Origin of the sequence: Streptomyces aureus (genome assembly GCF_001418135.1) — a bacterium.
In the GTDB taxonomy this organism is placed as follows: domain Bacteria; phylum Actinomycetota; class Actinomycetes; order Streptomycetales; family Streptomycetaceae; genus Streptomyces; species Streptomyces aureus_A.
Genome location: NZ_LIPQ01000042.1, coordinates 1 through 21,486 on the forward strand (window position 1 = coordinate 1; position 21,486 = coordinate 21,486).

Sequence of the window (21,486 nt, forward strand, 5' to 3'; positions counted from 1 at the left end):
GGTGATGTTTCACGTGAAACATCACCCCTCCGTGCGTTCCCCTCGCAAGGCCAGTGCGATCACCGCGTAGATCACGGCCACAAGAACGACCAGCAGTGCGGAACGGCCGTCGGGCGGCAGCATCAGTGCCGCGACTCCGGCCGCGGCCACGAAGGCCACGTTGAACAACACGTCGTACAGCGCGAAGACCCGGCCTCGGTAGGCGTCGTCCACCGAGGTCTGCACCACCGTGTCCGTCGCGATCTTGGAACCCTGGGTGGTGAGTCCGAGGACGAAGGCGGCGACGAAGAAGGGCATCGGGGCGAAGGTCAGGCCCAGCACCGGTTCGAGGACCGCGGCCGTCGCCGCGCACACCGTCATCCAGCCGAAGGGCCCGAGTCGTCCCACTGCCCACGGGGAGAGCAGGGCCGCCGCGAAGAATCCCGCGCCCGAGGCCCCGACGGCGATTCCGAGGAGCCCGAGCCCTTCGGACTCCGTGGAGCCCCAGTCGTAGCGGCAGAGCATGAGGACGGTGACGAGCAGGGCGCCGTAACAGAAGCGCATGAGACCCACCGCGGCGAGAGCGCGAGCGGCGGGCCGTCGCTCCGAGAGATGCCGCAGTCCCTCGCCCAGTCCTCGGGCCGTGGAGCTCAGGGCGGAGCTGAGCCGCTGCGGCACGAGGGCCGGATCGGGGCCCAGGAGCTCCCGGGACATCCGTAGCGAGGCGAGGGCGGCGCAGAGATAGAGGACGGCACCGAAGGCCACCACGGCAGCGTCGGACTTGTCGGCGACGAGCTGGATACCGAAGGCGAGTCCGCCACCGACGGTCGCGGCGAGGGTGCCGGCGGTGGGCGAGAGCGAGTTCGCCACGACCAGCCGTTCGTCGTCGACGACACGCGGAAGCGAGGCCGAGAGCCCCGCGAGGACGAAGCGGTTGACGGCCGTGACGGAGAGCGCGGAGGCGTAGAAGAGCCAGTCGGGCACGGAAGCGAGGATGAGTACGGCGGTGCCGCCGGCGAGGAGGGCCCGCAGGAGGTTGCCGTACAGGAAGACCTGGCGGCGCTGCCAGCGGTCGAGGAGCACCCCCGCGAAGGGCCCGACGAGCGAGTAGGGCAGCAGGAGGACCGCCATGGCGGAGGCGATCGCCGCGGGGGAGGTCTGCTTCTCGGGGGAGAACACGACGTACGTGGCCAGGGCCACCTGGTAGACGCCGTCGGCGCACTGGGAGAGCAGCCGGACGGCGAGCAGGCGGCGGAAGTTCGTCAGGCGCAGGAGTACGCGCAGATCACGTACGACGGACATGGCAGCAAGACTCACACACGAAGAGGGCCCCCGGGCAGTGCCGCGGGGACCCTCGATCGACAAGCGTGCGGCGCTTAGCGCTCGACCTCACCCTTGATGAACTTCTCGACGTTGGCCAGGGCCTCGTCGTCGAAGTACTGCACCGGCGGGCTCTTCATGAAGTAGCTCGACGCGGAGAGGATGGGGCCGCCGATGCCGCGGTCCTTGGCGATCTTCGCGGCGCGCAGGGCGTCGATGATGACACCCGCCGAGTTCGGGGAGTCCCACACCTCGAGCTTGTACTCAAGGTTCAGCGGAACGTCGCCGAAGGCGCGGCCCTCGAGGCGCACGTACGCCCACTTGCGGTCGTCCAGCCAGGCCACGTAGTCCGAGGGCCCGATGTGGACGTTCTTCTCGCCCAGCTCGCGGTCGGGGATCTGCGAGGTGACGGCCTGGGTCTTGGAGATCTTCTTGGACTCGAGGCGGTCGCGCTCGAGCATGTTCTTGAAGTCCATGTTGCCGCCGACGTTGAGCTGCATCGTGCGCTCAAGACGGACACCGCGGTCCTCGAACAGCTTCGCCATCACGCGGTGCGTGATGGTCGCGCCGACCTGGGACTTGATGTCGTCGCCGACGATCGGGACGCCCGCCTCGGTGAACTTGTCAGCCCACTCCTTGGTGCCGGCGATGAAGACCGGAAGGGCGTTGACGAAGGCGACCTTGGCGTCGATGGCGCACTGCGCGTAGAACTTCGCCGCGTCCTCGGAACCCACCGGCAGGTAGCAGATGAGAACGTCGACCTCGCGGTCCTTGAGGATCTGGACGACGTCCACCGGCTCCTCGGCGGACTCCTCGATGGTCAGGCGGTAGTACTTGCCGAGACCGTCGAGGGTGTGACCGCGCTGGACCGTGACGCCCTTGTTCGGGACGTCGCAGATCTTGATGGTGTTGTTCTCGCTGGCGCCGATGGCGTCCGAGAGGTCGAGGCCGACCTTCTTCGCGTCGACGTCGAAGGCCGCGACGAAGTCGATGTCACGGACGTGGTAGTCGCCGAACTGGACGTGCATCAGGCCGGGGACCTTGGCCGCCGGGTCGGCGTCCTTGTAGTACTCGACGCCCTGAACCAGCGAGGCGGCGCAGTTGCCCACGCCGACGATGGCTACGCGAACCGAACCCATTCCGGTTGCTCCCTGTGTGATCGTGGAAGCCCTGCTGTGCGCAGGGTTTCACTTGGTGGTGTCGTCGGACGGATCCGGCCGGGTACTGCCCCCGTGCCGGGGCAGGCCGCCCGTTTCTCCAGAATCGTTGTCGTGCAGAGCGGGGGCGTCGGGGCCGGATCGCTGATCCCGCCCTGCCCGCTCGCTCTCGATGAGCTCGTTCAGCCAGCGCACTTCGCGCTCCACGGACTCCATGCCGTGGCGCTGCAGCTCAAGCGTGTAGTCGTCGAGGCGCTCGCGGGTGCGTGCCAGGGAGGCGCGCATCTTCTCCAGGCGCTCCTCCAGCCGGCTGCGGCGGCCCTCCAGGACCCGCATCCGCACCTCGCGCTCGGTCTGCCCGAAGAAGGCGAAGCGTGCGGCGAAGTGCTCGTCCTCCCAGGCGTCCGGGCCGGTGTGGGACAGGAGCTCCTCGAAGTGCTCCTTACCCGCGGCCGTCAACCGGTAGACGATCTTGGCTCGGCGTCCTGCGAGTGAAGCGGCGAGGGCTTCCTCGGGAGCGCTGCCCGGTTCCTCGATCAACCAGCCGTTGGTGACCAGCGTCTTGAGGCAGGGATACAGCGTCCCGTAGCTGAAGGCCCGGAAGACGCCCAGCGAGGTGTTGAGGCGCTTCCGCAGCTCGTACCCGTGCATCGGAGCCTCGCGCAGCAGGCCGAGGACGGCGAACTCGAGGATGCCGGAGCGTCTGCTCATTCGTCGCCTCCTCCTCCGCCTTCGGGGTCCTTATGCCGTGCTGATGTATCGACTCGATACATCAGCACGATAGAACGGCCCGAAGATCCCGACAAGTGGGCCCGCCGTGACCGGCGTCACATCGTCAATTCACAGCGTTCGACTTGCCTGATTTGGGGTGAACTCCGGCCCTAGGTGGGTTTTGGCCGTGCGTAGGCTGTGCCGCATGCAGAACACCGGGAACCGAGCGCTGCCGAGGGGCGTCAGTGCTCCGGGTGACCGGCTGCGATACGGAGGGGCCTCCGATGGGGCTCCGGCCGTGCGCATTTCGGGGGGACCGGAACTCAACTGCCGCTTCCAGGCGTTCGCGCCTGCCCGAGGAGTAGTCGTTCGATGAGCGAGCATCGTCGCAAAATGCCGCCGCAGCAGCCGCCGACGGGCGGTCGCGCGGCGGCACGGCGCGCTGCCCAGCAGCCGGTGGGCCGCAGGTCGGCCCCCACGCAAGACGTCGGTACGGGGGCCCCTTCGGCCTCGTACGGGCCTCCTTCCTCCGCCGGGGAGGAGCAGCGGCCCTACGGGGGTCGCGCGGAGGCCCGCAGGGCTGCCCAGCGCGGCAGCCGCCGGAAGGGGGCCGAGGCCGGTCCCGGGGGTCCCGGTGGCGGACGGCGAGGTGGCGGCGGTGGCGGCCGCGGCAGCGGTCCCGGCCGTGGCGCGGGCGGACGTCCGCCGGGCAAGAAGCGGATCATCGACTACCCCCGCTACGGAAAGTACGGCTGGCGTCGCTGGATGCCGTCGTGGAAGCTCGTGACGGGTACGTTCCTGTTCTTCATGGCCAGCATGATGGGCGCGGCCGCGATCGCGTACTCGCAGGTGGACATCCCCAACGAGGCACTGACCGCGAAGTCGCAGAACAACATCTACTACTGGTCCGACAAGACCCGGATGGTCGCGACGGGCAGCGGCGCGAACCGCCAGATCGTCACGTTCGAGCAGATCCCGAAATCGATGCAGAACGCCGTGATCTCGGCGGAGAACAAGACCTTCTGGGACGACTCCGGAATCGACCCCATGGGTATCGGCCGTGCCGTGTGGAACATGGCCAAGGGCGGCGAGACCCAGGGTGGTTCGACGATCACCCAGCAGTACGTGAAGAACAACCGTCTTGACGACCAGTCGCAGACCCTCAGCCGGAAGGTGAAGGAACTCTTCATCTCCATGAAGGTCGGCGGCGAGGTCGAGAAGCCCGAGATTCTCGCCGGCTATCTGAACACCGCGTACTACGGACGTGGCGCCTACGGTGTTCAGGCGGCGGCCCGCGCGTACTTCAACGTCGACGCCGAGAAGCTCAACCCCAGTCAGTCGGCGCTGCTCGCCGCGGTGCTCAAGGGCGCGACGTACTACGACCCCGCCGGATACCCCGAGATCGACTCCGAGGCCACGCCCGAGAAGAACACCGTGCGGGCCACCGAGCGGTGGTCCTGGATCCTCGACGAGATGCAGAAGGACGGGCACCTCCCGGCCGAGGAGCGCGCGAAGTACACGGCGTTCCCCAAGGTCGAGAAGCCCAAGAAGAGCGCCAACCTCAGCGGTCAGATCGGCTATCTGGTCACCACCGCGAAGGCCAACATCAAGGCCCAGTTCGGTATCACCGAGCAGGATCTGGAGCGTGGCGGCTACGAGATCTACACCACCTTCCAAAAGCCGAAGGTGGATGCTCTCGAGAAGTCGGTCACGAAGATCCTGAAGGAATACATCGACCCGAAGAAGCGGCCCAAGACGGACACGAACGTGCAGTTCGGCGGCGCCTCCGTCGACACGGCGACCGGGAAGATCGTCGCTCTCTACGGCGGCGTGGACGCGACCAAGCACTTCCGGAGCAACGCCGACAACACCGGTGCCCAGGTCGGATCGACGTTCAAGCCGTTCGTCCTCGCCTCCGCGATGAGGGACGGCGTCCGGGACAAGTCCCTGGGGCCGGTCCAGGACGCCTCCAGCCGCACGATCGTGGACCCGGACAAGAGCCGCTACTCCGGCAAGAACGGGCTGAAGATCCGCAAGTACAACGGCGAGATCTGGGAGGACGAGAAGGGCAAGGAGTGGCTCCAGACCAATGACGACAACGCGGACTACAAGGACATGACCCTGCGTCGCGCCATGGTCAAGTCGGCCAACTCGCCGTACGTGCAGCTCGGCATGGACATCGGCATCGACAAGGTCCGCCAGGCCGCCGTCGACGCGGGCCTGCGCCCCGACTCGCTCGTCGGGGGCGAGGTGCCCTCCTTCTCGCTCGGCATCTCCAGCCCGAGCGCCATCCGCATGGCCGGCGCCTACGCGACCTTCGCCAACGAGGGCAAGCAGAACGACCCCTACTCGGTGGAGACAGTGAAGAAGGAGGGCGAGGTCATCCATCAGCACAAGACGGAGACCAAGACCCCCTTCACCCCGGCTGTCGCCAACAACGTCACCGACGTCCTCCGTTCCGTCGTGGACGACGACGAGGGCACCGGTACGAAGGCGCGGATCCCGGGTCGCCAGGTGGCCGGCAAGACCGGTACCACCGACGGCAACAAGTCGGCCTGGTTCGTCGGATACACCCCGCAGCTGTCGACCGCGATCGACATGTACCGGTTCGACGACGACGAGACGAAGAAGAAGCGCGAGTTCCAGGAGATGTACGGCACGGGTGACCAGCCGCAGATCCACGGTTCGTCGTTCCCGTCGCGGATCTGGCAGGACTACATGACCGAGGCCGTGAAGAACGACCCGGACAAGAGCTTCCCGAAGCCCGAGAAGCTGGAAGGCGCCAAGCCCGTCTTCGGCGGTGGCGCAGCCAGCCCGACGCCGACCCCGACGGCCACCCCGACCCCGACCGAGACCTCGGCCACGCCCACGACGTCCGCGCCGACCACCACGCCGCCGCCGACGACGACCGCCCCGACCAACACGCGGACGCCGAAGCCGGGCAAGACGACCTGTGGTGTCTGGGGCTGGGGCTGCACGGAGGAGCCGGGCGATCCCGGCGGCAATACCGGGGAGCCCACCACCGCGCCACCGTCCACCGGCACACCGACCGGGACCGGCACGCCGACGGACGACGGGAACGGTCCGGGCGGGGGTAACGGCAAACCCGGCAGCGGGGTCTGGGTCCCCTGACCCTCCGCCGGGGCACTCCCCGGTCCCCCGACGACGCGTGAGGTGAGGGCCGTCGCGTCCGATCCGTACCTTTCAGTACGGGCCGGCCGCGGCGGCCCTCGCCGTTTTCCCGGAGCCGTACGGCAGGATGTCCCCCATGCCGAGCCTCAAGAAGACGAGCGCGCCGCAGGACCGGCCCCAGGGCCGTTCGCAGACGGTCGTCCCCACCCACCGGGACAAGGTGGCCGCCGCGGGCAGCGAACTGATCGGCGGCCCCTACGGCCGCCGGGCGAAGACCGGCACCGGGCAGTTCTCGCCGGTGCGGGTGATCGCCCTCGTGGCCATCGGCATGTTCGCGCTCGGCATGGTGCAGAAGCTGCCCTGCTACAACTGGGCCTGGTTCCGGGGCACGACCTCCCAGTACACCCACGCCTGCTACTCGGACATCCCGCACCTCTTCACGGGGCGGGGCTTCGCCGAGGGCCTGGTGCCTTACTTCGACCGGCTGGGCGGCGACATACCGTTCCTCGAGTACCCGGTCCTGACCGGGCTCTTCATGGAGGTCGCGGCCTGGCTGACGCCGGGCGGCGGCGACACGATGCAGCGCGAGCAGTCGTACTGGCTGGCCAACGCGGGTCTGTTGATGGTCTGCGCGGCCGTTCTCGCGGTCTGTGTGGCCCGGACGCACCGGCTGCGGCCCTGGGACGGGCTGCTCGTCGCCCTGGCGCCCTCGATCGCGCTGACCGCGACGATCAACTGGGACATACTGGCCGTCGCGCTGACGGCCGCCGCGATCCTGATGTGGTCGCGCGAACGGCCGCTGGCCTTCGGGATCCTGCTCGGCCTGGCCACCGCCGCCAAGTTCTACCCGATACTGCTCCTCTGCCCACTGCTGCTGCTCTGCTGGCGGGCCGGGAAGTGGCGGGAGTACGGGACGGCGGTGCTGGCCGCCGGCGGCGCGTGGCTGGTGGTGAACCTGCCCGTGATGCTGCTCGCCCCCGAGGGCTGGAAGCAGTTCTACCTCTTCAGCCGGGACCGGAACGTCGACTTCGGTTCGATCTGGCTGCTGGTCAGCCAGCGGACGGGCGACGCGATAACGCCGGGCCAGGCCAACCTGTACGCGCTGCTGCTGATGCTGGCGGCGATCGGCGGGCTCGCCTACCTGGCGTTCACGGCGCCCCGCAGGCCCCGCTTCGTCCAGCTGGCGTTCCTGATCGTCGCCGCGTTCGTCCTGACCAACAAGGTCTACTCACCGCAGTACGTGCTGTGGCTGGTGCCGCTGGCGGCGCTGGCCCGGCCGCGCTGGCGCGACTTCCTGGTCTGGCAGACGTGCGAGGTCATGTACTTCGTGGGCGTCTGGATGTACCTGGCGTTCACGACCAGCGGCAACAAGCAGGGTCTGCCGGTGGACGGCTACCAGTTCGCGATCGTGCTGCACCTGCTCGGGACCCTGTACCTGTGCGTGATGGTCGTACGCGACATCCTCACGCCCGAGAAGGACCCGGTCCGGCAGGACGGCGCCGACGACCCCTCCGGAGGCGTCCTGGACGGCGCGGAGGACGTCTTCGTGGCGGGCAGGGCCGCCCATCCGGCCCGGCACGCGGCCCCGGCCGCCGAGGACGGGCTGCTGGTGGAATGGGGAACCCCCAGGAGCTGAGCTCCCGGGGGTGAGGGGCGACCGGCCGGCTCAGCGCTCGACGAGCCGGTCGAACTGCGTCGTGGTGTGGCGCAGATGAGCCACGAGCTCGTCGCCGACCCGGGGCTCCTGGGCGTCGGCCGGCACGAACAGGATCGACACCTGCATGTGCGGCGGTTCGGCGAACCAGCGCTGCTTCCCGGCCCAGACGAAAGGCGAAAGGTTCCGGTTGACGGTGGCGAGACCGGCCCGTGCGACGCCCTTGGCGCGCGGCATGACGCCGTGCATGGCCTTGGGGGCCTCCAGGCCCACACCGTGCGAGGTGCCGCCGGCGACGACGACCAGCCAGCCGTCCGACGCGGCCTTCTGCTGGCGGTAGCCGAAGCGGTCGCCCTTGGAGACCCGGGTCACGTCGAGGACCGCGCCGCGGTACTCCGTGGCCTCGTGGTCGCCCAGCCACAGCCGGGTGCCGATGCGGGCGCGGAAGCGGGTCTGCGGGAACTGCTGCTGGAGCCGCGCCTGTTCCTGGGCCCGCAGGTGGCTGACGAACATGGTGTGCAGCGGCAGCCGGGCGGCCCGCAGCCGGTCCATCCAGCCGATGACCTCCTCGACGGCGTCGGTGCCGTCCGGGCGGTCCAGCGGGAGGTGGAGCGCGAAGCCCTCCAGGCGGACGTCCTCGATGGCGGAGTGGAGCTGCTGGAGCTCCTCCTCGCGGACGCCGTGCCGCTTCATCGAGCTCATGCACTCGATGACGACCCGGGCCCCCACCAGGGCGTGGACGCCGTCCACGGACGACACGGAACGGATGACCCGGTCGGGCAGCGGAACCGGTTCCTCACCCCGGCGGAAGGGGGTGAGGACCAGCAGGTCGCCGCTGAACCAGTCCTTGATCCGCGCGGCCTCGTACGTGGTGCCCACGGCGAGCATGTCGGCGCCGAACCGGGCCGCCTCGTCCGCGAGGCGTTCGTGTCCGAAGCCGTAGCCGTTGCCCTTGCAGACCGGGATGACACCGGGGAACTGGTCGATGACCGTCTTCTGGTGCGCGCGCCAGCGAGCGGTGTCGACGTAGAGGGAGAGCGCCATGGCCGGCCCGGAACCTTTCTGATGGCAGCGGTGTATCAAAGGTATGTACGAGACTACGGAAACGTCAGCGGCACGGCACGGGTCAGCGGCGCGACATGTAGATGTCGAGCGCCTTGTGCAGCAGCTTGTTCAGCGGGAAGTCCCACTCGCCGACGTACTCGACGGCCTCGCCGCCCGTGCCCACCTTGAACTGGATGAGCCCGAAGAGGTGGTCGGTCTCGTCGAGCGAGTCCGAGATGCCCCGCAGGTCGTAGACGGTCGCGCCCATAGCGTAGGCGTCGCGCAGCATGCGCCACTGCATCGCGTTCGAGGGCCGGACCTCACGGCCGATGTTGTCGGAGGCGCCGTAGGAGTACCAGACGTGGCCGCCGACGACGAGCATCGTCGCCGCGGAGAGGTTCACGCCGTTGTGGCGTGCGAAGTAGAGCCGCATGCGGTTGGGGTCCTCGCTGTTGAGGACGGTCCACATGCGCTGGAAGTACGAGAGCGGGCGCGGCCGGAAGTGGTCGCGGACGGCCGTGATCTCGTAGAGCCGCTGCCACTCGGCAAGGTCCTCGTAGCCGCCCTGGACGACCTCGACACCGGCCTTCTCGGCCTTCTTGATGTTGCGGCGCCACAGCTGGTTGAAGCCCTTGAGGACATCGTCGAGCGAGCGGTTCGCGAGCGGGACCTGGAAGACGTAGCGGGGCTGCACGTCGCCGAAGCCGGCGCCGCCGTCCTCGGCCTGCTGCCAGCCCATCTTCCGCAGCCGGTCCGCGACTTCGAAGGCACGCGGCTCGATGTGGGTGGCCTCGACGTCCTTGAGGCGCTTGACGTCGGGGTCCTGGATGCCGGACTTGATCGCGGCGGAGTCCCAGCGCCGGATGACGACCGGCGGGCCCATCTTCACCGAGAAGGCGCCCTGCTGCTTGAGGTGCGCCAGCATCGGCGTCAGCCAGTCGTCGAGGTTGGGCGCGTGCCAGTTGATGACCGGGCCCTCGGGCAGATAGGCCAGGTAGCGCTTGATCTTCGGGAGCTGGCGGTAGAGCACCAGGCCGACGCCGACGAGCTCGCCGTTCTTGTCGAACCAGCCGAGGTTCTCCGAGCGCCACTCGGTCTTCACATCAGCCCACGCCGGGACCTGGCAGTGGCTCGCCGAGGGCTGGCTCTGGATGTACGCCAGATGCTGCTCACGGCTGATGGTCCTCAGGGTCAGGCTCATGCGGGGCGCTCCTCGGCAGGTGTGTCCCCATCGGTCAGGGGCTCCGGCTCTCGCGCCGAAGCCTACTGTGACCGAGGAGCGCCCCGAAGTGGGTGTGTGCGTCCTGACGTGGCCCTGGACTCAGCTGACGACCCCGCCGAAGAGCCCGCCGTGGGCCATGCCGAGGTAGAAGCCGAACGCCGACGCGCCGAGTCCGAGGATCAGCAGGAAGCGCTCGCGTGTCGTCACGGAGATGAACTGTCCGTAGCCGCCGGTCAGGATGCCGATGAGCCCCGTCCAGGAGCTCAGCAGGTGCAGGCTGTGGAACTGCGCGGTGATGAAGGCGATGACGCCGAGGACCAGCGTCACTCCGACCAGGGCGTCCTGGATGGGGTGCGGTTTGCCGTCGGTGGCGAAGAGGGAGTGGCCGGGGTCGGGTCGCATTGCCTGTGCCATGGGGCACCTCCTGGCGTAGCTGCCGGAAGGCGGCGCATCGTAGCGCCGCCGACATCCGTTGTGTACAGATTGCGTCCCCTCACCAGTGAATTTCAACCGCAGGGCGATGAGCGGGTACTCTGTACGGTCTGCGCCGGTGTCTGCCCTGGTCCGTCTGGATCCCGGCAGTGCCCCTCGTTCACGAGGGGGACTGTCAGTGGTGGCGGATACCGTTGCTTACGCATCACGACCCTCCTGCCACGGAACGACCGTGGCCGCTGAGTCCAAAGGAGGTGGGTTCCACATGCGTCACTACGAAGTGATGGTCATCCTCGACCCCGATCTCGAGGAGCGCGCTGTCTCCCCGCTGATCGAGAACTTCCTTTCCGTCGTCCGTGAGGGCAACGGAAAGGTCGAGAAGGTCGACACCTGGGGCCGTCGTCGTCTCGCCTACGAGATCAAGAAGAAGCCCGAGGGCATCTACTCGGTCATCGACCTGCAGGCCGAGCCTGCGGTCGTCAAGGAGCTCGACCGACAGCTCAACCTGAACGAGTCGGTCCTCCGGACCAAGGTCCTCCGTCCCGAGACCCACTGAGCGACTAGCTCAGTGGTCTTCGGATCCGAGTAGCAGCAAAGCAGCCAGAAGCAATCCCGCCGAGAGGTTCCCCCATGGCAGGCGAGACCGTCATCACGGTCGTCGGCAATCTTGTCGACGACCCCGAGCTGCGCTTCACCCCGTCCGGTGCGGCGGTCGCGAAGTTCCGTATCGCGTCCACCCCCCGCACCTTCGACCGTCAGACCAATGAGTGGAAGGACGGCGAAAGCCTCTTCCTCACCTGCTCGGTCTGGCGTCAGGCGGCGGAGAACGTCGCCGAGTCGCTTCAGCGAGGCATGCGCGTCGTCGTGCAGGGCCGACTGAAGCAGCGGTCCTACGAGGACCGTGAGGGCGTCAAGCGCACGGTCTACGAGCTGGATGTCGAGGAAGTCGGCCCCAGCCTCAAGAACGCCACGGCCAAGGTCACCAAGACCACCGGTCGAGGCGGCCAGGGTGGTTACGGCGGGGGCGGCGGCGGCCAGCAGGCCGGCGGCGGTGGCAGCTGGGGTGGAAACTCCGGTGGTGGCCAGCAGGGTGGTGGCGGGGCTCCCGCCGACGACCCGTGGGCGACCGGCGGTTCTTCCTCCTCCGGCGGCGGCCAGCAGCAGGGCGGCGGAGGCGGCTGGGGTGGAAACTCCGGCGGCGGCTACTCGGACGAGCCCCCCTTCTAGGGCACTCCCTGGAAGCAGCTCGTACCCCCATTCTTGATCACACAGGAGAAACACCATGGCGAAGCCGCCTGTGCGCAAGCCTAAGAAGAAGGTCTGCGCGTTCTGCAAGGACAAGACCCAGTACGTGGACTACAAGGACACGAACATGCTGCGGAAGTTCATTTCCGACCGTGGCAAGATCCGTGCCCGCCGCGTGACTGGCAACTGCACGCAGCACCAGCGTGACGTCGCCACGGCCGTCAAGAACAGCCGTGAGATGGCGCTGCTGCCCTACACGTCCACCGCGCGATAAGGAAAGGGTGACCGAATAATGAAGATCATCCTGACCCACGAGGTCTCCGGCCTCGGCACCGCCGGCGACGTCGTCGACGTCAAGGACGGCTACGCCCGCAACTACCTGGTCCCGCGTGGCTTCGCCATCCGCTGGACCAAGGGTGGCGAGCAGGACGTGGCGCAGATCCGCCGCGCCCGCAAGATCCACGAGATCGCGACCATCGAGCAGGCCAACGAGATCAAGGCCAAGCTCGAGGGCACGAAGGTGCGCCTGGCCGTCCGCTCCGGCGACGCCGGCCGTCTCTTCGGCTCCGTGACCCCGGCCGACATCGCCTCGGCGATCAAGGCCGCGGGTGGCCCCGACGTCGACAAGCGTCGCGTCGAGCTCGGTTCGCCGATCAAGACCCTGGGCTCGCACCAGGTGTCCGTGCGTCTGCACGCCGACGTTGCCGCGAAGCTCGGCGTCGAGATCGTCGCCGCGTAACGCTGCCGCCGGCGCTCTGCGCTGAGCAGTGAGGAAGGGCCGCACCCCTCGGGGTGCGGCCCTTCCGCTGTGTCACGGCTTCTTTCTGAGGGCTTGATTCCAGGGGCTGGGACCTCGGCTTCGTTTCACGTGAAACAGGGCGTTTCACGTGAAACATTCAGCGCGTGGCGCCGGTGACGATCCAGCGGCCCGAGCGGGAGCGGAACCAGAGTGTGGCCATCCGGACGGACATCATCAGCGTCATGGCCCACCAGAGCGCCGTCAGACCGCCGCCGAGCGCCGGGACCAGCAGGGCCACCGGGGCGAAGACGGCGAGTGTCAGCAGCATGGCCCAGGCCAGATAGGGGCCGTCCCCCGCGCCCATCAGGACGCCGTCGAGAACGAAGACGACCCCGGAGATCGGCTGCGAGAGCGCGACCACGAGCAGGGCCGGGAGCAGGGTGTCCTGGACGGCTGTGTCGCCGGTGAAGATCGGGATGAACAGGGGGCGGGCGACGATGAGCAGCGCGCCGAGCACCACACCGGAGGCCACGCCCCACTGGACCATGCGGCGGCAGACCTGGCGGGCGCCCTCGGCGTCGTTCGCGCCGAGGTAGCGGCCGATGATGGCCTGGCCCGCGATCGCGATCGCGTCGAGGGCGAAAGCCATCAGGCTCCACAGGGACAGGATGATCTGGTGGGCCGCGACCTCCGCGTCTCCCATCCGGGCCGCGACGGCCGTGGCGATCATCAGGACCGCGCGGAGAGAGAGCGTACGGACGAGGAGTGGGACGCCGGCCTGGGCGGAGGCGCGTATGCCGGCCGCGTCGGGGCGGAGGGAGGCTCCGTGCCGCCGGGCGCCCCGTACGACCACGACGAGGTAGGCGACGGCCATACCGCACTGGGCGATCACGGTGCCCCAGGCCGAGCCCGCGATCCCCAGACCTGCGCCGTAGACAAGGCCGACGTTGAGCGCGCCGTTGGCCGCGAAGCCGCCGATGGCCACGTAGAGCGGTGTACGGGTGTCCTGAAGGCCGCGCAGGACGCCGGTGGCCGCGAGGACCACCAGCATGGCGGGGATGCCGAGGCTGGAGATCCTGAGGTACGTGACGGCGTAGGGTGCGGCGGTGTCGGAGGCCCCGAAGAGGCCGATGAGCCAGGGTGCAGCGGGCAGGGTCAGCGCGACGACGGCGGCGCCGAGGAGGAGGGCGAGCCAGATGCCGTCCATGCCCTGCCGGATCGCTGCCGGGAGGTCCCCGGCCCCGACGCGGCGGGAGACGGCGGCTGTGGTGGCGTAGGCGAGGAAGACGAAGACGCTGACCGCGGTGGACAGCAGGGCGGCGGCGATCGCGAGACCCGCGAGCTGGGGGGTGCCGAGATGACCGACGATGGCGCTGTCGACCATGAGGAAGAGCGGCTCGGCGACAAGAGCGCCGAAGGCCGGCAGGGCGAGGGAGACGATCTCACGGTCGTGCTGTCGGCGGACGGCCTTGGGCGTCGCGGGGGCCTGGGTCATGGGGTCAATCTAATCTTCCACAGGTAAGCGATGCAATGCCTCTGTGATCCTTACTTCTTGAAGGCAAGGTGCTTCGGGTGTGGGTCGTTTGTTCTGATCTTGGTCCAGGGGGAAAAGTTTTTCTCCCCCACAGCCCGTGGATGGGAAAAGTGCAGGTCAGGCCCGTGAGGTTGAGGGTCCTATGAGTTTGTCCACATGGCTGTCCCCCGGTCCGTGCACAGGTTCCGGCGAGTTCTCCACAGGCTGAGGCCCTTCACCCACAGGGCCTGTGGATAACCAGATTGGCTGACGCCTCTCGCGGGCCTACCGTGGTCCGGCGCCCGACGCGCCAGAAGCGGTCGCAAAGCCACTCGTTGATCAAGCCCGTGGCGTAAGAAAGAGTGGCATGGCGAGGTCCGCGGAGCGGACGGGAGGAGGTGCTTGGTGAGCATTCCCGAGCCCATGGACGACCCTTGGGCCGACAGCGGACCGAGCGACCGACTGCCCACCCGTACCCGAGGCGAAGGGCGCGGTCGCGGCCGCGGGCGGGACGACCAGCACGAGCGGGGCGGCGAAGGCGGACCCTGGGACGGCGGGCTCTCCGGCTTCGAGCGCGTTCCCCCGCAGGACCTCGACGCCGAGCAGTCCGTCCTCGGCGGCATGCTGCTCTCCAAGGACGCCATCGCGGACGTCGTGGAGATCATCAAGGGCAACGACTTCTACAAGCCCGCCCACGAGACCGTCTACGCCGCGATCCTCGACCTCTACGCCAAGGGAGAGCCGGCCGACCCGATCACGGTCGGTGCCGAGCTCACGAAGCGCGGCGAGATCACCCGCGTCGGCGGCGCCTCCTACCTGCACACCCTGGTCCAGTCGGTACCGACGGCGGCCAACGCCTCGTACTACGCGGAGATCGTCCACGAGCGGGCCGTCCTGCGCCGCCTCGTCGAGGCCGGCACCAAGATCACGCAGATGGGCTACGCGGCCGACGGAGACGTCGACGAGATCGTGAACTCGGCCCAGGCCGAGATCTACGCGGTCACCGAGCAGCGGACCACCGAGGACTATCTGCCGCTCGGCGACATCATGGAGGGGGCGCTCGACGAGATCGAGGCGATCGGCTCCCGCAGCGGTGAGATGACCGGTGTGCCCACCGGCTTCACCGACCTGGACTCGCTCACCAACGGTCTGCACCCAGGTCAGATGATCATCATCGCGGCGCGTCCCGCCATGGGTAAGTCGACCCTCGCCCTGGACTTCGCGCGGGCGGCGTCCATCAAGCACAACCTGCCCAGCGTCATCTTCTCCCTCGAAATGGGCCGCAACGAGATCGCGATGCGTCTGCTCTCGGCGGAGGCCAGGGTCGCGCTGCACCACATGCGCTCCGGAACGATGACCGACGAGGACTGGACCCGGCTCGCCCGCCGGATGCCGGACGTCTCCCAGGCCCCGCTCTACATCGACGACTCCCCGAACCTGTCGATGATGGAGATCCGGGCGAAGTGCCGCCGGCTCAAGCAGCGCAACGGGCTCAAGCTCGTCATCATCGACTATCTGCAGCTGATGCAGTCCGGTGGTTCGAAGCGGCAGGAGAGCCGTCAGCAAGAGGTCTCCGACATGTCGCGAAACCTGAAGCTCCTCGCCAAGGAGCTGGAGCTGCCGGTGATCGCGCTCTCCCAGCTGAACCGTGGCCCCGAGCAGCGAACCGACAAGAAGCCGATGGTCTCCGACCTGCGTGAGTCCGGCTCGATCGAGCAGGACGCGGACATGGTCATCCTGCTGCACCGCGAGGACGCCTACGAGAAGGAGTCACCGCGAGCGGGCGAGGCCGACATCATCGTCGGCAAGCACCGTAACGGCCCCACGGCCACGATCACCGTGGCCTTCCAGGGCCACTACTCCCGCTTCGTGGACATGGCTCAGACGTGACCTCGCCCGATGTAGGGTCTCAAAATTCGCGGCACAATCTCAGCCCCGATGGCACATTGATGGCACTTATGCCGTCTTCGTGAGACTGGCTGGTCGAAGCGTTCACCCTTTTTGGGTGAGGGGATTCTGGCTCGCTCCGCCCACCGTTGTTCCGCTGACACCCTTGGCTGAGCGGGTCATCGTCCGTGGGCCGGGGGTGTGCGATGGGCAGTGTCACTGTGACGGTGAGTATCCGTCAGCAGCGTGGTGTTCTCGTGGAGGACCAAGACTGGAGTACGGCGTCTGTCGAACTTCTGCAGTCGGCTTGTCCGTGGCGGACGTTCCGCTGGTACAAGGGCCAGAAGCACTACTCGGGTACCTATTGGTCGTCGACGGTGCGCGACCACGTGATCTATGAGTCTCGCCTGGAACTATCGCGCTTGCTCTTTGCCGACTTCGATCCGTCAGTGCGCGGCATCGTGGCCCAGCCCTTCCTGCTGAAGGCGGAGCTGGAGGGGAAGGTGCGCCAGCACATCCCGGACTACCTCCTGCTCACCGGGCAGGCGCCGGTGGTTGTCGACGTCAAGCCGTTGCATCGGTTGTCCAAGCCGGAGGTGGCGTTCACCTTCGACTGGACCCGGGAGGTGGTGGAATCGCGCGGATGGAAGTACGAGGTCTGGAGCGAGCCTCTGGCCGTGGAACTGGAGAACATCCGGTTCCTGGCGGGTTACCGCAGAGACTGGCTGTTCAGAGCCGAGGCTCTGGAGGAGCTCTGGGACGCGGATCTCGACGGGCTTCTTCTGGGGCAGGCTGCGAGGTGTCTGCCGAATCATCCGGAGCCTCACGTTCGCGCCGCCATCCATCATTTGCTCTGGACGCAGGCTCTCGTCACTGATCTCGACCGCCTGCTGGGCCCTTCGCATGTGCTGAGGAGGGCAGGGTGAGCAGGGCGGCGGCTCGCGTCGGAGTCGGTACGCGCTTCCGCTACGACGGTGAGACCGTCGAGGTGGTGGCTATGGCTGCGACCACTGGGGGCAACGAAGTGGTCTTGAAGGATGGTCAAGGGCGGCTTCTGCGGCTGTCGCTCAAGGAGTTGCTGTTCTCCGACCGTGCTGCGATCAGCCCTGACGGCCCGGGGCCGTCGGCGGACGACGAGTGCGAGATCGCCTCTGTGGTTCTTGGGCAGCTTGACGCCGTGGAGAAGCAGAAGGTTCTGGAATGAGCCGAGCACGTCCGTGAGGTGCTGACGGGTTATCGGTCCGGCAGTCCCGAACTCGCACGCGATGAGGAACCTCGTTCCGAGTACTCGCCGGAGAAGCCGTTGGAAGCCAGATACGCGGCGAAGATCGCTGAACTCGGTGTGGGTCTAAGGACCTTGAAACGGTGGGTCGCAGAGTTCCGGGAGCACGGGGAAGCTGGACTTGCTCCCCGGAAGGGACCGACGCGGAAGTCGCAGATCGCGGTCGATGATCGGTGGGTGGAGACCGCGGTGGAGGTGATGGTCGAGCATGCCGACCAGTCGCGGCCGTCGCGGACGGTGGTGATCGAGCGGCCCGGGCTCGGGTGATCGCGCGGTTCGGCGAGGGGGTGGTGCAGCAGCCCAGTCGAGCGACCGCGTTCCGCCTTCTGGAGGAGCTGGAGCGACGTCATCCGCTGTTCCGGCTGAGTACGAAGCGCAACCGGGATATCGCTGGTCGGCCGGAGGGTCCGTACGGCAAGTTGCGGCCGACGCGTCCGGGCGGGTATCTGCTGATGGACTCCACGCGCCTGGACGTCTTCGCGTTCGACCCGCTGACCCTGAAGTGGGTTCAGGCCGAGTTGAGTGTCGGGATGGACTGGTACTCCCGCTGCATCACGGGGAGCCGGCTGACTCCGGTCTCGACGAAGGCGGTGGATGTCAGCGCGGTGCTGTTCCAGTCGTTTCGGCCGCGGCTGGCGGGGCGGGACTGGCCGCGGCACGCGGTCTGGCCCGAGCATGGCATTCCCCGCACTGTCCTGGTCGATGTCGAAGGCGCCACCGGACCGGGCTTGGCCTCGCCGCCTCTGGTTTCCCGAGACGCTGGTTGTCGACCACGGCAAGGTCTACGTCTCGGAGCATCTGACCAGCGTCTGCCGACGGATGGGCATCTCCATCCAGCCTGCCCGGCTGCGGACGGGCCGCGACAAGGGGCCGGTCGAGCGCTACTTCCGGACCCTTCGGGAGGGACTGCTGCAGGTGCCCGGCTACAAGGGGCCCGACATCCACTCGCGGGGCGAGAGCCCGGAGGACGACGCGTTCTTCTTCCTCGATGAACTTGAGGCGATCATCCGGGAGTGGACAGCGGCGGTCTATCACTGCCGACCGCACTCCAGCCTGCTCGATCCCGGCTTTCCGGGGCTGAGAGTGTCCCCGGCGAAGATGTTCGAGCACGGCATTGCCCGCGCCGGCCATATCGAGGTTCCCCGGGATCGCGATCTCGCCTTTGAGTTCCTCCAGACTAAGTGGCGCACGGTCCAGCACTACGGGGTCGAGATAGGCCGTCGCCGCTACAGCGGCCCCGGCCTGCCCGAGCCGGGAGTCCGCAGCCCCTACGACAGTCCGGTCAAGAACGGCTGGCCCTTCCAGGTGGACCCCGATGACTCACTCGGATCTACTTCCGCGATCCGGCTACTCGGGCCTGGCACACGCTGCTCTGGGAACACGCGCCGTCGGCCGAGATGCCGCTGAGCGAGGACGCGCTGACGTTCGCCCGCCAACTGGCTGCCTCGAAGTATCGCTTTCCTGATGACCGGCTCGCCGTCGCTGATTTGTTGGAGCGGTGGAGTCTTGGCCTGGGCACCACGATCGCCGAGCGGCGCATGGCCCTGCGGCTCTCGCGTGAGCAGGCCGCTATCGAGCTTCCGGTGAGTGAGGCGGAGACGGTCGTCTCGCTTCCCGCCGTACGCAAGGCCCTCGGCCAGGACGAACAGACCGCAGAACTGCGGGAGCCCGACGTGGCGGCGGAGGCGGGGGACGATGACGAGGCTGATCTGGAGGACCTCGCCGGGGAGAGCGACTTCTACGCCGATGCCCTGGTGGACGTATGAACGGCGGCAGCGTTCTGCAGCCGGGCAGTCTTGCCTTGTCGCGGAAGGAGGAATTCAAGGTGTTCGCCGAGAGCCCTCGCCGCAGCCGGCCTGACCTGCTGACCCGAAAGCAACTGAAGTCGCTGGCAACGCAGGCGCGGGCGGACTACGACCGTCAGCGCCGGCAGTGGCACGCGAACATCGGCCCGGTGAAGACGCCGCAGCTGACGGAGCTCCATGAAGACCTATGGGACATCGTCGACAGCAACGAGCAGGACGGCGACAAGGCCAAGGGGGCGGTGGCCGTCGATGCGTTCCCGGGGCTGGGCAAGACGACCTCGGTGCCACCCTTCGCACGGGACTTCCACCAGCGGGAGATCGAGGAGTCTGGAGCGTTCACCAGCCAGGGGCACGAGCGGATCCCCGTCTGCCGGGTCGGGCTGACCGGGAACACCGGAATGAAGGATCTCAACCGGGCCATGATGGAGTTCTTCGGCCACCCCGGACAGACGCGGGGGACCACCGCCCAGTTCGGACGGCGGGTGCTGGACTGCGTGTCGTCCTGCGAGGTCCGCCTGGTGGTTCTGGACGATCTGCACTTTTTGAAATGGGGACAGAAGAGCGGCATCGAGGTGAGCAACCACCTGAAGTGGATCGCCAACGAGTTTCCGGTGACGTTGCTGATGGTGGGGGTCGAGCTCGCGAAGAAGGGTCTGTTCGGCGAGGGAACAAACGGGCGCGACACCGCTCTGGCCCAGACCGGCCGCCGCACCACCCGCTTCGGGCTTCGTCCGTTCACCATCGATACGGAGGCCGGACGTCGGGAATGGCGGCAGATGCTGCTGGCCCTCGAACAGCGCGTCGTGCTCACCGACAAGCACCCGGCATGCTCGCGGATGAGCTGTCGGACCACCTCTTCGCCCGCAGCACCGGACACATCGGCTCGCTGATGACGCTGATCAACCGCAGCTGCCAGCGGGCGGTCCGCGCCGGCGCCGAACGTCTTGACCAGGAGCTCATGGACCGGGTGAAGAACGACGAGGCATCCGAGGCTGCCCGCCTCGAACTTCAGGCCGCGCTGGAGAAGAAGCGGCTGACCAGCCGCCTGCGGCCCCGGAGCCGGCGACCCGCATGAGAACGCCGGCCCGCACCCTGCCGATCCGGCTGCCTCCACTGCCCGGCGAGGCCCTGGACTCATGGCTGGAGGCAACGGCCGGACGGATGGACACCGCACTCGGTGATGTCCTGCTGCACCTCGGCTTCCCGGTCCGGCACCGGGCCGGAAACCAGTTCAGGGGCATCCCGGCAGACTGGACGATCGTCCTCGACGAGCAGCAGATCAATACCGTCGCGCACGCCACCGGGACGTCGCCTGAGACGGTCGCTGCCCTGACCCTGGCGCACTACGACGGACGGGCCCTCCACATGAATGCCGGAGGCCGGGCCGTGTCACGGCACGTCCTTTGGGTCGGCGCTGCTTAACTGCCGGGGCGAAAAAGGTCACAGAGCGTCCAGGTGGGTTCGGGCGGTGGAGATCAGCCGGGCCCGGGCTGCTTTGAACGGTTCCCACTCCTTTGCCGCACGTGCCCTACGCAGGCCGACCAATACCGCGTGGGCCTGGGCTCCTACCTCGGGGGTGTTGGTCAACTCGATCAGCGTCAGGGCGCGGCGGGACGTCAGGTGCGCTTCGTCCTGTGCCCGGGTGTGCGCGTAGCCAGTGTGGTCGGCGCGGCCGGCCTCAGCCTCCCAGGCCAGTGTCATTTCTCTGTCGGCGGCAGCGAGGAACTCGACGATGGTGTCGCGCTGGGTGGCATAGTGCGTGGCGGCGCGTGCGGCCTCAGTGGTGAGTTGGGCGGTCTTAAGCCCAGCGGATCTTCCGATCAGGCCGCCGCTGACAGCGGCGATCGCAGCTATCACTGCGGTGATGATGGTCTCCATGACCCGACGGTAGCGGCCGCGCTCTCGCTGCTCCCCGGCTTTGCATTGAGACGCCCGGGCCTGTCCGGAGAGGATGTGGATCCGGGGCGCCAGGGCATTCACTGGGCGCCGAGCAGGCCTCGTGACCGTTGCCTGCTGCTGATCGGTCGCGTGAACGCCTGGCTCGACGGGCGCCCTCTCTCTGGAACGGGTCGCAGCCGCTGGCATGGCATGGCGCCCACCGTGAGAAGCGGCTGGTGACGCAGTTCTTGCCGGTACCCCAGTTCGGCGGGTTGCGCCGCCGCAGCCGCTCGCCGTCACCTGCGATTTCCGACACAGAGTTGAGGCGCCGAGCGTCCGACAAGGCGTGAGACAGCGGGCAAACCCTCAGGCCACAGGACCGGCGTCCGACACAGGCCGCGAGGCCCTACACCTTTGTAGGGCAGTCCGCGATCCCGCGGACGCCATGGTTGCCTGCACCCCCCGATTGTTTTCCTAGGGCCCCTA

General features: G+C 67.9%; 22 protein-coding genes. 14 read left to right on the forward strand and 8 right to left on the reverse strand.

Features of this window, described 5'->3' with window-relative positions; translation table 11 throughout:
• Positions 1–21: 21 nt before the first annotated feature.
• The 3 genes from AOK00_RS04870 to AOK00_RS04880 form a co-directional block, all read right to left on the reverse strand.
• Entirely contained in the window at positions 22–1,281 is a 1,260-nt protein-coding gene (locus AOK00_RS04870; protein WP_055599077.1) for an MFS transporter, read from the reverse strand.
• 74 nt (positions 1,282–1,355) lie between these two features.
• The gene (locus AOK00_RS04875) at positions 1,356–2,438 is read right to left on the reverse strand and encodes an inositol-3-phosphate synthase (protein ID WP_030317948.1); all 1,083 of its coding nucleotides are present in this window, start codon (positions 2,436–2,438) and stop codon (positions 1,356–1,358) included.
• A 48-nt stretch (positions 2,439–2,486) separates the two neighbouring features.
• Entirely contained in the window at positions 2,487–3,167 is a 681-nt protein-coding gene (locus AOK00_RS04880; RefSeq protein WP_055599078.1) for a PadR family transcriptional regulator, read from the reverse strand.
• A 372-nt stretch (positions 3,168–3,539) separates the two neighbouring features.
• Between AOK00_RS04880 and AOK00_RS04885 the strand changes: the two genes are divergently transcribed.
• Both AOK00_RS04885 and AOK00_RS04890 read left to right on the forward strand, forming a co-directional pair.
• Complete coding sequence (locus AOK00_RS04885) at positions 3,540–6,299, forward strand: transglycosylase domain-containing protein (RefSeq protein WP_055599079.1); 2,760 nt, start codon at positions 3,540–3,542, stop codon at positions 6,297–6,299.
• A 136-nt stretch (positions 6,300–6,435) separates the two neighbouring features.
• Entirely contained in the window at positions 6,436–7,935 is a 1,500-nt protein-coding gene (locus AOK00_RS04890; protein WP_055599080.1) for a glycosyltransferase family 87 protein, read from the forward strand.
• Positions 7,936–7,965: 30 nt separating this feature from the next.
• Here the strand turns inward: AOK00_RS04890 and AOK00_RS04895 are convergent, their stop codons facing one another.
• The 3 genes from AOK00_RS04895 to AOK00_RS04905 all read right to left on the reverse strand — a co-directional run bounded on the left by AOK00_RS04895 (position 7,966) and on the right by AOK00_RS04905 (position 10,633).
• On the reverse strand, positions 7,966–8,997 hold the full coding sequence (locus AOK00_RS04895; protein ID WP_055599081.1) for an alanine racemase: 1,032 nt from the start codon (positions 8,995–8,997) through the stop codon (positions 7,966–7,968).
• Between the two features lie 82 nt (positions 8,998–9,079).
• Positions 9,080–10,198, reverse strand: a complete 1,119-nt coding sequence (locus AOK00_RS04900; RefSeq protein ID WP_055599082.1) for a lipid II:glycine glycyltransferase FemX — start codon at positions 10,196–10,198, stop codon at positions 9,080–9,082.
• A 120-nt stretch (positions 10,199–10,318) separates the two neighbouring features.
• Complete coding sequence (locus AOK00_RS04905) at positions 10,319–10,633, reverse strand: hypothetical protein (RefSeq protein ID WP_055599083.1); 315 nt, start codon at positions 10,631–10,633, stop codon at positions 10,319–10,321.
• A gap of 283 nt (positions 10,634–10,916) precedes the next feature.
• Between AOK00_RS04905 and rpsF the strand changes: the two genes are divergently transcribed.
• The 4 genes from rpsF (at position 10,917) to rplI (ending at position 12,635) form a co-directional block, all read left to right on the forward strand.
• Positions 10,917–11,207, forward strand: coding sequence for a 30S ribosomal protein S6 (rpsF, locus tag AOK00_RS04910; RefSeq protein ID WP_015034882.1), 291 nt, complete (start codon positions 10,917–10,919; stop codon positions 11,205–11,207).
• Positions 11,208–11,281: 74 nt separating this feature from the next.
• Positions 11,282–11,878, forward strand: coding sequence for a single-stranded DNA-binding protein (locus AOK00_RS04915; RefSeq protein ID WP_055599084.1), 597 nt, complete (start codon positions 11,282–11,284; stop codon positions 11,876–11,878).
• Positions 11,879–11,933: 55 nt separating this feature from the next.
• A complete protein-coding gene (gene rpsR, locus AOK00_RS04920; protein WP_003967857.1) occupies positions 11,934–12,170 on the forward strand; it encodes a 30S ribosomal protein S18 in 237 nt (78 codons plus the stop codon).
• Positions 12,171–12,188: 18 nt separating this feature from the next.
• A complete protein-coding gene (rplI, locus tag AOK00_RS04925; RefSeq protein WP_030317964.1) occupies positions 12,189–12,635 on the forward strand; it encodes a 50S ribosomal protein L9 in 447 nt (148 codons plus the stop codon).
• Between the two features lie 157 nt (positions 12,636–12,792).
• Here rplI and AOK00_RS04930 read toward each other — a convergent pair whose 3' ends face one another.
• On the reverse strand, positions 12,793–14,130 hold the full coding sequence (locus AOK00_RS04930; RefSeq protein WP_055599085.1) for an MATE family efflux transporter: 1,338 nt from the start codon (positions 14,128–14,130) through the stop codon (positions 12,793–12,795).
• A gap of 423 nt (positions 14,131–14,553) precedes the next feature.
• On the opposite strand from AOK00_RS04930, the gene dnaB reads away from it, so the two are divergent.
• The 8 genes from dnaB to AOK00_RS04955 all read left to right on the forward strand — a co-directional run bounded on the left by dnaB (position 14,554) and on the right by AOK00_RS04955 (position 20,544).
• On the forward strand, positions 14,554–16,038 hold the full coding sequence (dnaB, locus tag AOK00_RS04935) for a replicative DNA helicase (RefSeq protein WP_079041843.1): 1,485 nt from the start codon (positions 14,554–14,556) through the stop codon (positions 16,036–16,038).
• 224 nt (positions 16,039–16,262) lie between these two features.
• A complete protein-coding gene (locus AOK00_RS04940; RefSeq protein WP_055599116.1) occupies positions 16,263–16,961 on the forward strand; it encodes a TnsA-like heteromeric transposase endonuclease subunit in 699 nt (232 codons plus the stop codon).
• Complete coding sequence (locus tag AOK00_RS39985; RefSeq protein ID WP_254047239.1) at positions 16,958–17,239, forward strand: hypothetical protein; 282 nt, start codon at positions 16,958–16,960, stop codon at positions 17,237–17,239. The genes AOK00_RS04940 and AOK00_RS39985 overlap by 4 nt, the downstream gene beginning before the upstream one ends.
• Positions 17,240–17,992: 753 nt before the next feature.
• Positions 17,993–18,724, forward strand: coding sequence for a hypothetical protein (locus tag AOK00_RS39990; protein WP_254047240.1), 732 nt, complete (start codon positions 17,993–17,995; stop codon positions 18,722–18,724).
• Entirely contained in the window at positions 18,715–19,083 is a 369-nt protein-coding gene (locus AOK00_RS39995; RefSeq protein ID WP_254047241.1) for a hypothetical protein, read from the forward strand. The genes AOK00_RS39990 and AOK00_RS39995 overlap by 10 nt, the downstream gene beginning before the upstream one ends.
• On the forward strand, positions 19,080–20,012 hold the full coding sequence (locus tag AOK00_RS04950; protein WP_254047242.1) for a TniB family NTP-binding protein: 933 nt from the start codon (positions 19,080–19,082) through the stop codon (positions 20,010–20,012). Before AOK00_RS39995 ends, AOK00_RS04950 begins: the two co-directional genes overlap by 4 nt.
• The gene (locus AOK00_RS40000) at positions 20,012–20,197 is read left to right on the forward strand and encodes a hypothetical protein (RefSeq protein ID WP_254047243.1); all 186 of its coding nucleotides are present in this window, start codon (positions 20,012–20,014) and stop codon (positions 20,195–20,197) included. Before AOK00_RS04950 ends, AOK00_RS40000 begins: the two co-directional genes overlap by 1 nt.
• Positions 20,194–20,544, forward strand: a complete 351-nt coding sequence (locus AOK00_RS04955; protein WP_055599086.1) for a TniQ family protein — start codon at positions 20,194–20,196, stop codon at positions 20,542–20,544. The genes AOK00_RS40000 and AOK00_RS04955 overlap by 4 nt, the downstream gene beginning before the upstream one ends.
• An 18-nt stretch (positions 20,545–20,562) precedes the next feature.
• Here the strand turns inward: AOK00_RS04955 and AOK00_RS04960 are convergent, their stop codons facing one another.
• Positions 20,563–21,000 carry a hypothetical protein gene (locus tag AOK00_RS04960; RefSeq protein ID WP_055599087.1) on the reverse strand — a complete coding sequence of 146 codons (438 nt, stop codon included), beginning with the start codon at positions 20,998–21,000 and terminating at the stop codon, positions 20,563–20,565.
• Between the last annotated feature and the right edge of the window lie 486 nt (positions 21,001–21,486).

Bases quoted from the DNA above. Each gene is read 5' to 3' on its own strand.
- AOK00_RS04870 (WP_055599077.1), bottom strand. From the start codon at position 1,281: ATGTCCGTCGTACGTGATCTGCGCGTACTCCTGCGCCTGACGAACTTC.
- AOK00_RS04875 (WP_030317948.1), bottom strand. From the start codon at position 2,438: ATGGGTTCGGTTCGCGTAGCCATCGTCGGCGTGGGCAACTGCGCCGCC.
- AOK00_RS04880 (WP_055599078.1), bottom strand. From the start codon at position 3,167: ATGAGCAGACGCTCCGGCATCCTCGAGTTCGCCGTCCTCGGCCTGCTG.
- AOK00_RS04885 (WP_055599079.1), top strand. From the start codon at position 3,540: ATGAGCGAGCATCGTCGCAAAATGCCGCCGCAGCAGCCGCCGACGGGC.
- AOK00_RS04890 (WP_055599080.1), top strand. From the start codon at position 6,436: ATGCCGAGCCTCAAGAAGACGAGCGCGCCGCAGGACCGGCCCCAGGGC.
- AOK00_RS04895 (WP_055599081.1), bottom strand. From the start codon at position 8,997: ATGGCGCTCTCCCTCTACGTCGACACCGCTCGCTGGCGCGCGCACCAG.
- AOK00_RS04900 (WP_055599082.1), bottom strand. From the start codon at position 10,198: ATGAGCCTGACCCTGAGGACCATCAGCCGTGAGCAGCATCTGGCGTAC.
- AOK00_RS04905 (WP_055599083.1), bottom strand. From the start codon at position 10,633: ATGGCACAGGCAATGCGACCCGACCCCGGCCACTCCCTCTTCGCCACC.
- rpsF (WP_015034882.1), top strand. From the start codon at position 10,917: ATGCGTCACTACGAAGTGATGGTCATCCTCGACCCCGATCTCGAGGAG.
- AOK00_RS04915 (WP_055599084.1), top strand. From the start codon at position 11,282: ATGGCAGGCGAGACCGTCATCACGGTCGTCGGCAATCTTGTCGACGAC.
- rpsR (WP_003967857.1), top strand. From the start codon at position 11,934: ATGGCGAAGCCGCCTGTGCGCAAGCCTAAGAAGAAGGTCTGCGCGTTC.
- rplI (WP_030317964.1), top strand. From the start codon at position 12,189: ATGAAGATCATCCTGACCCACGAGGTCTCCGGCCTCGGCACCGCCGGC.
- AOK00_RS04930 (WP_055599085.1), bottom strand. From the start codon at position 14,130: ATGACCCAGGCCCCCGCGACGCCCAAGGCCGTCCGCCGACAGCACGAC.
- AOK00_RS39990 (WP_254047240.1), top strand. From the start codon at position 17,993: ATGGCATTCCCCGCACTGTCCTGGTCGATGTCGAAGGCGCCACCGGAC.
- AOK00_RS39995 (WP_254047241.1), top strand. From the start codon at position 18,715: ATGCCGCTGAGCGAGGACGCGCTGACGTTCGCCCGCCAACTGGCTGCC.
- AOK00_RS04950 (WP_254047242.1), top strand. From the start codon at position 19,080: ATGAACGGCGGCAGCGTTCTGCAGCCGGGCAGTCTTGCCTTGTCGCGG.
- AOK00_RS40000 (WP_254047243.1), top strand. From the start codon at position 20,012: ATGACGCTGATCAACCGCAGCTGCCAGCGGGCGGTCCGCGCCGGCGCC.
- AOK00_RS04955 (WP_055599086.1), top strand. From the start codon at position 20,194: ATGAGAACGCCGGCCCGCACCCTGCCGATCCGGCTGCCTCCACTGCCC.
- AOK00_RS04960 (WP_055599087.1), bottom strand. From the start codon at position 21,000: ATGGAGACCATCATCACCGCAGTGATAGCTGCGATCGCCGCTGTCAGC.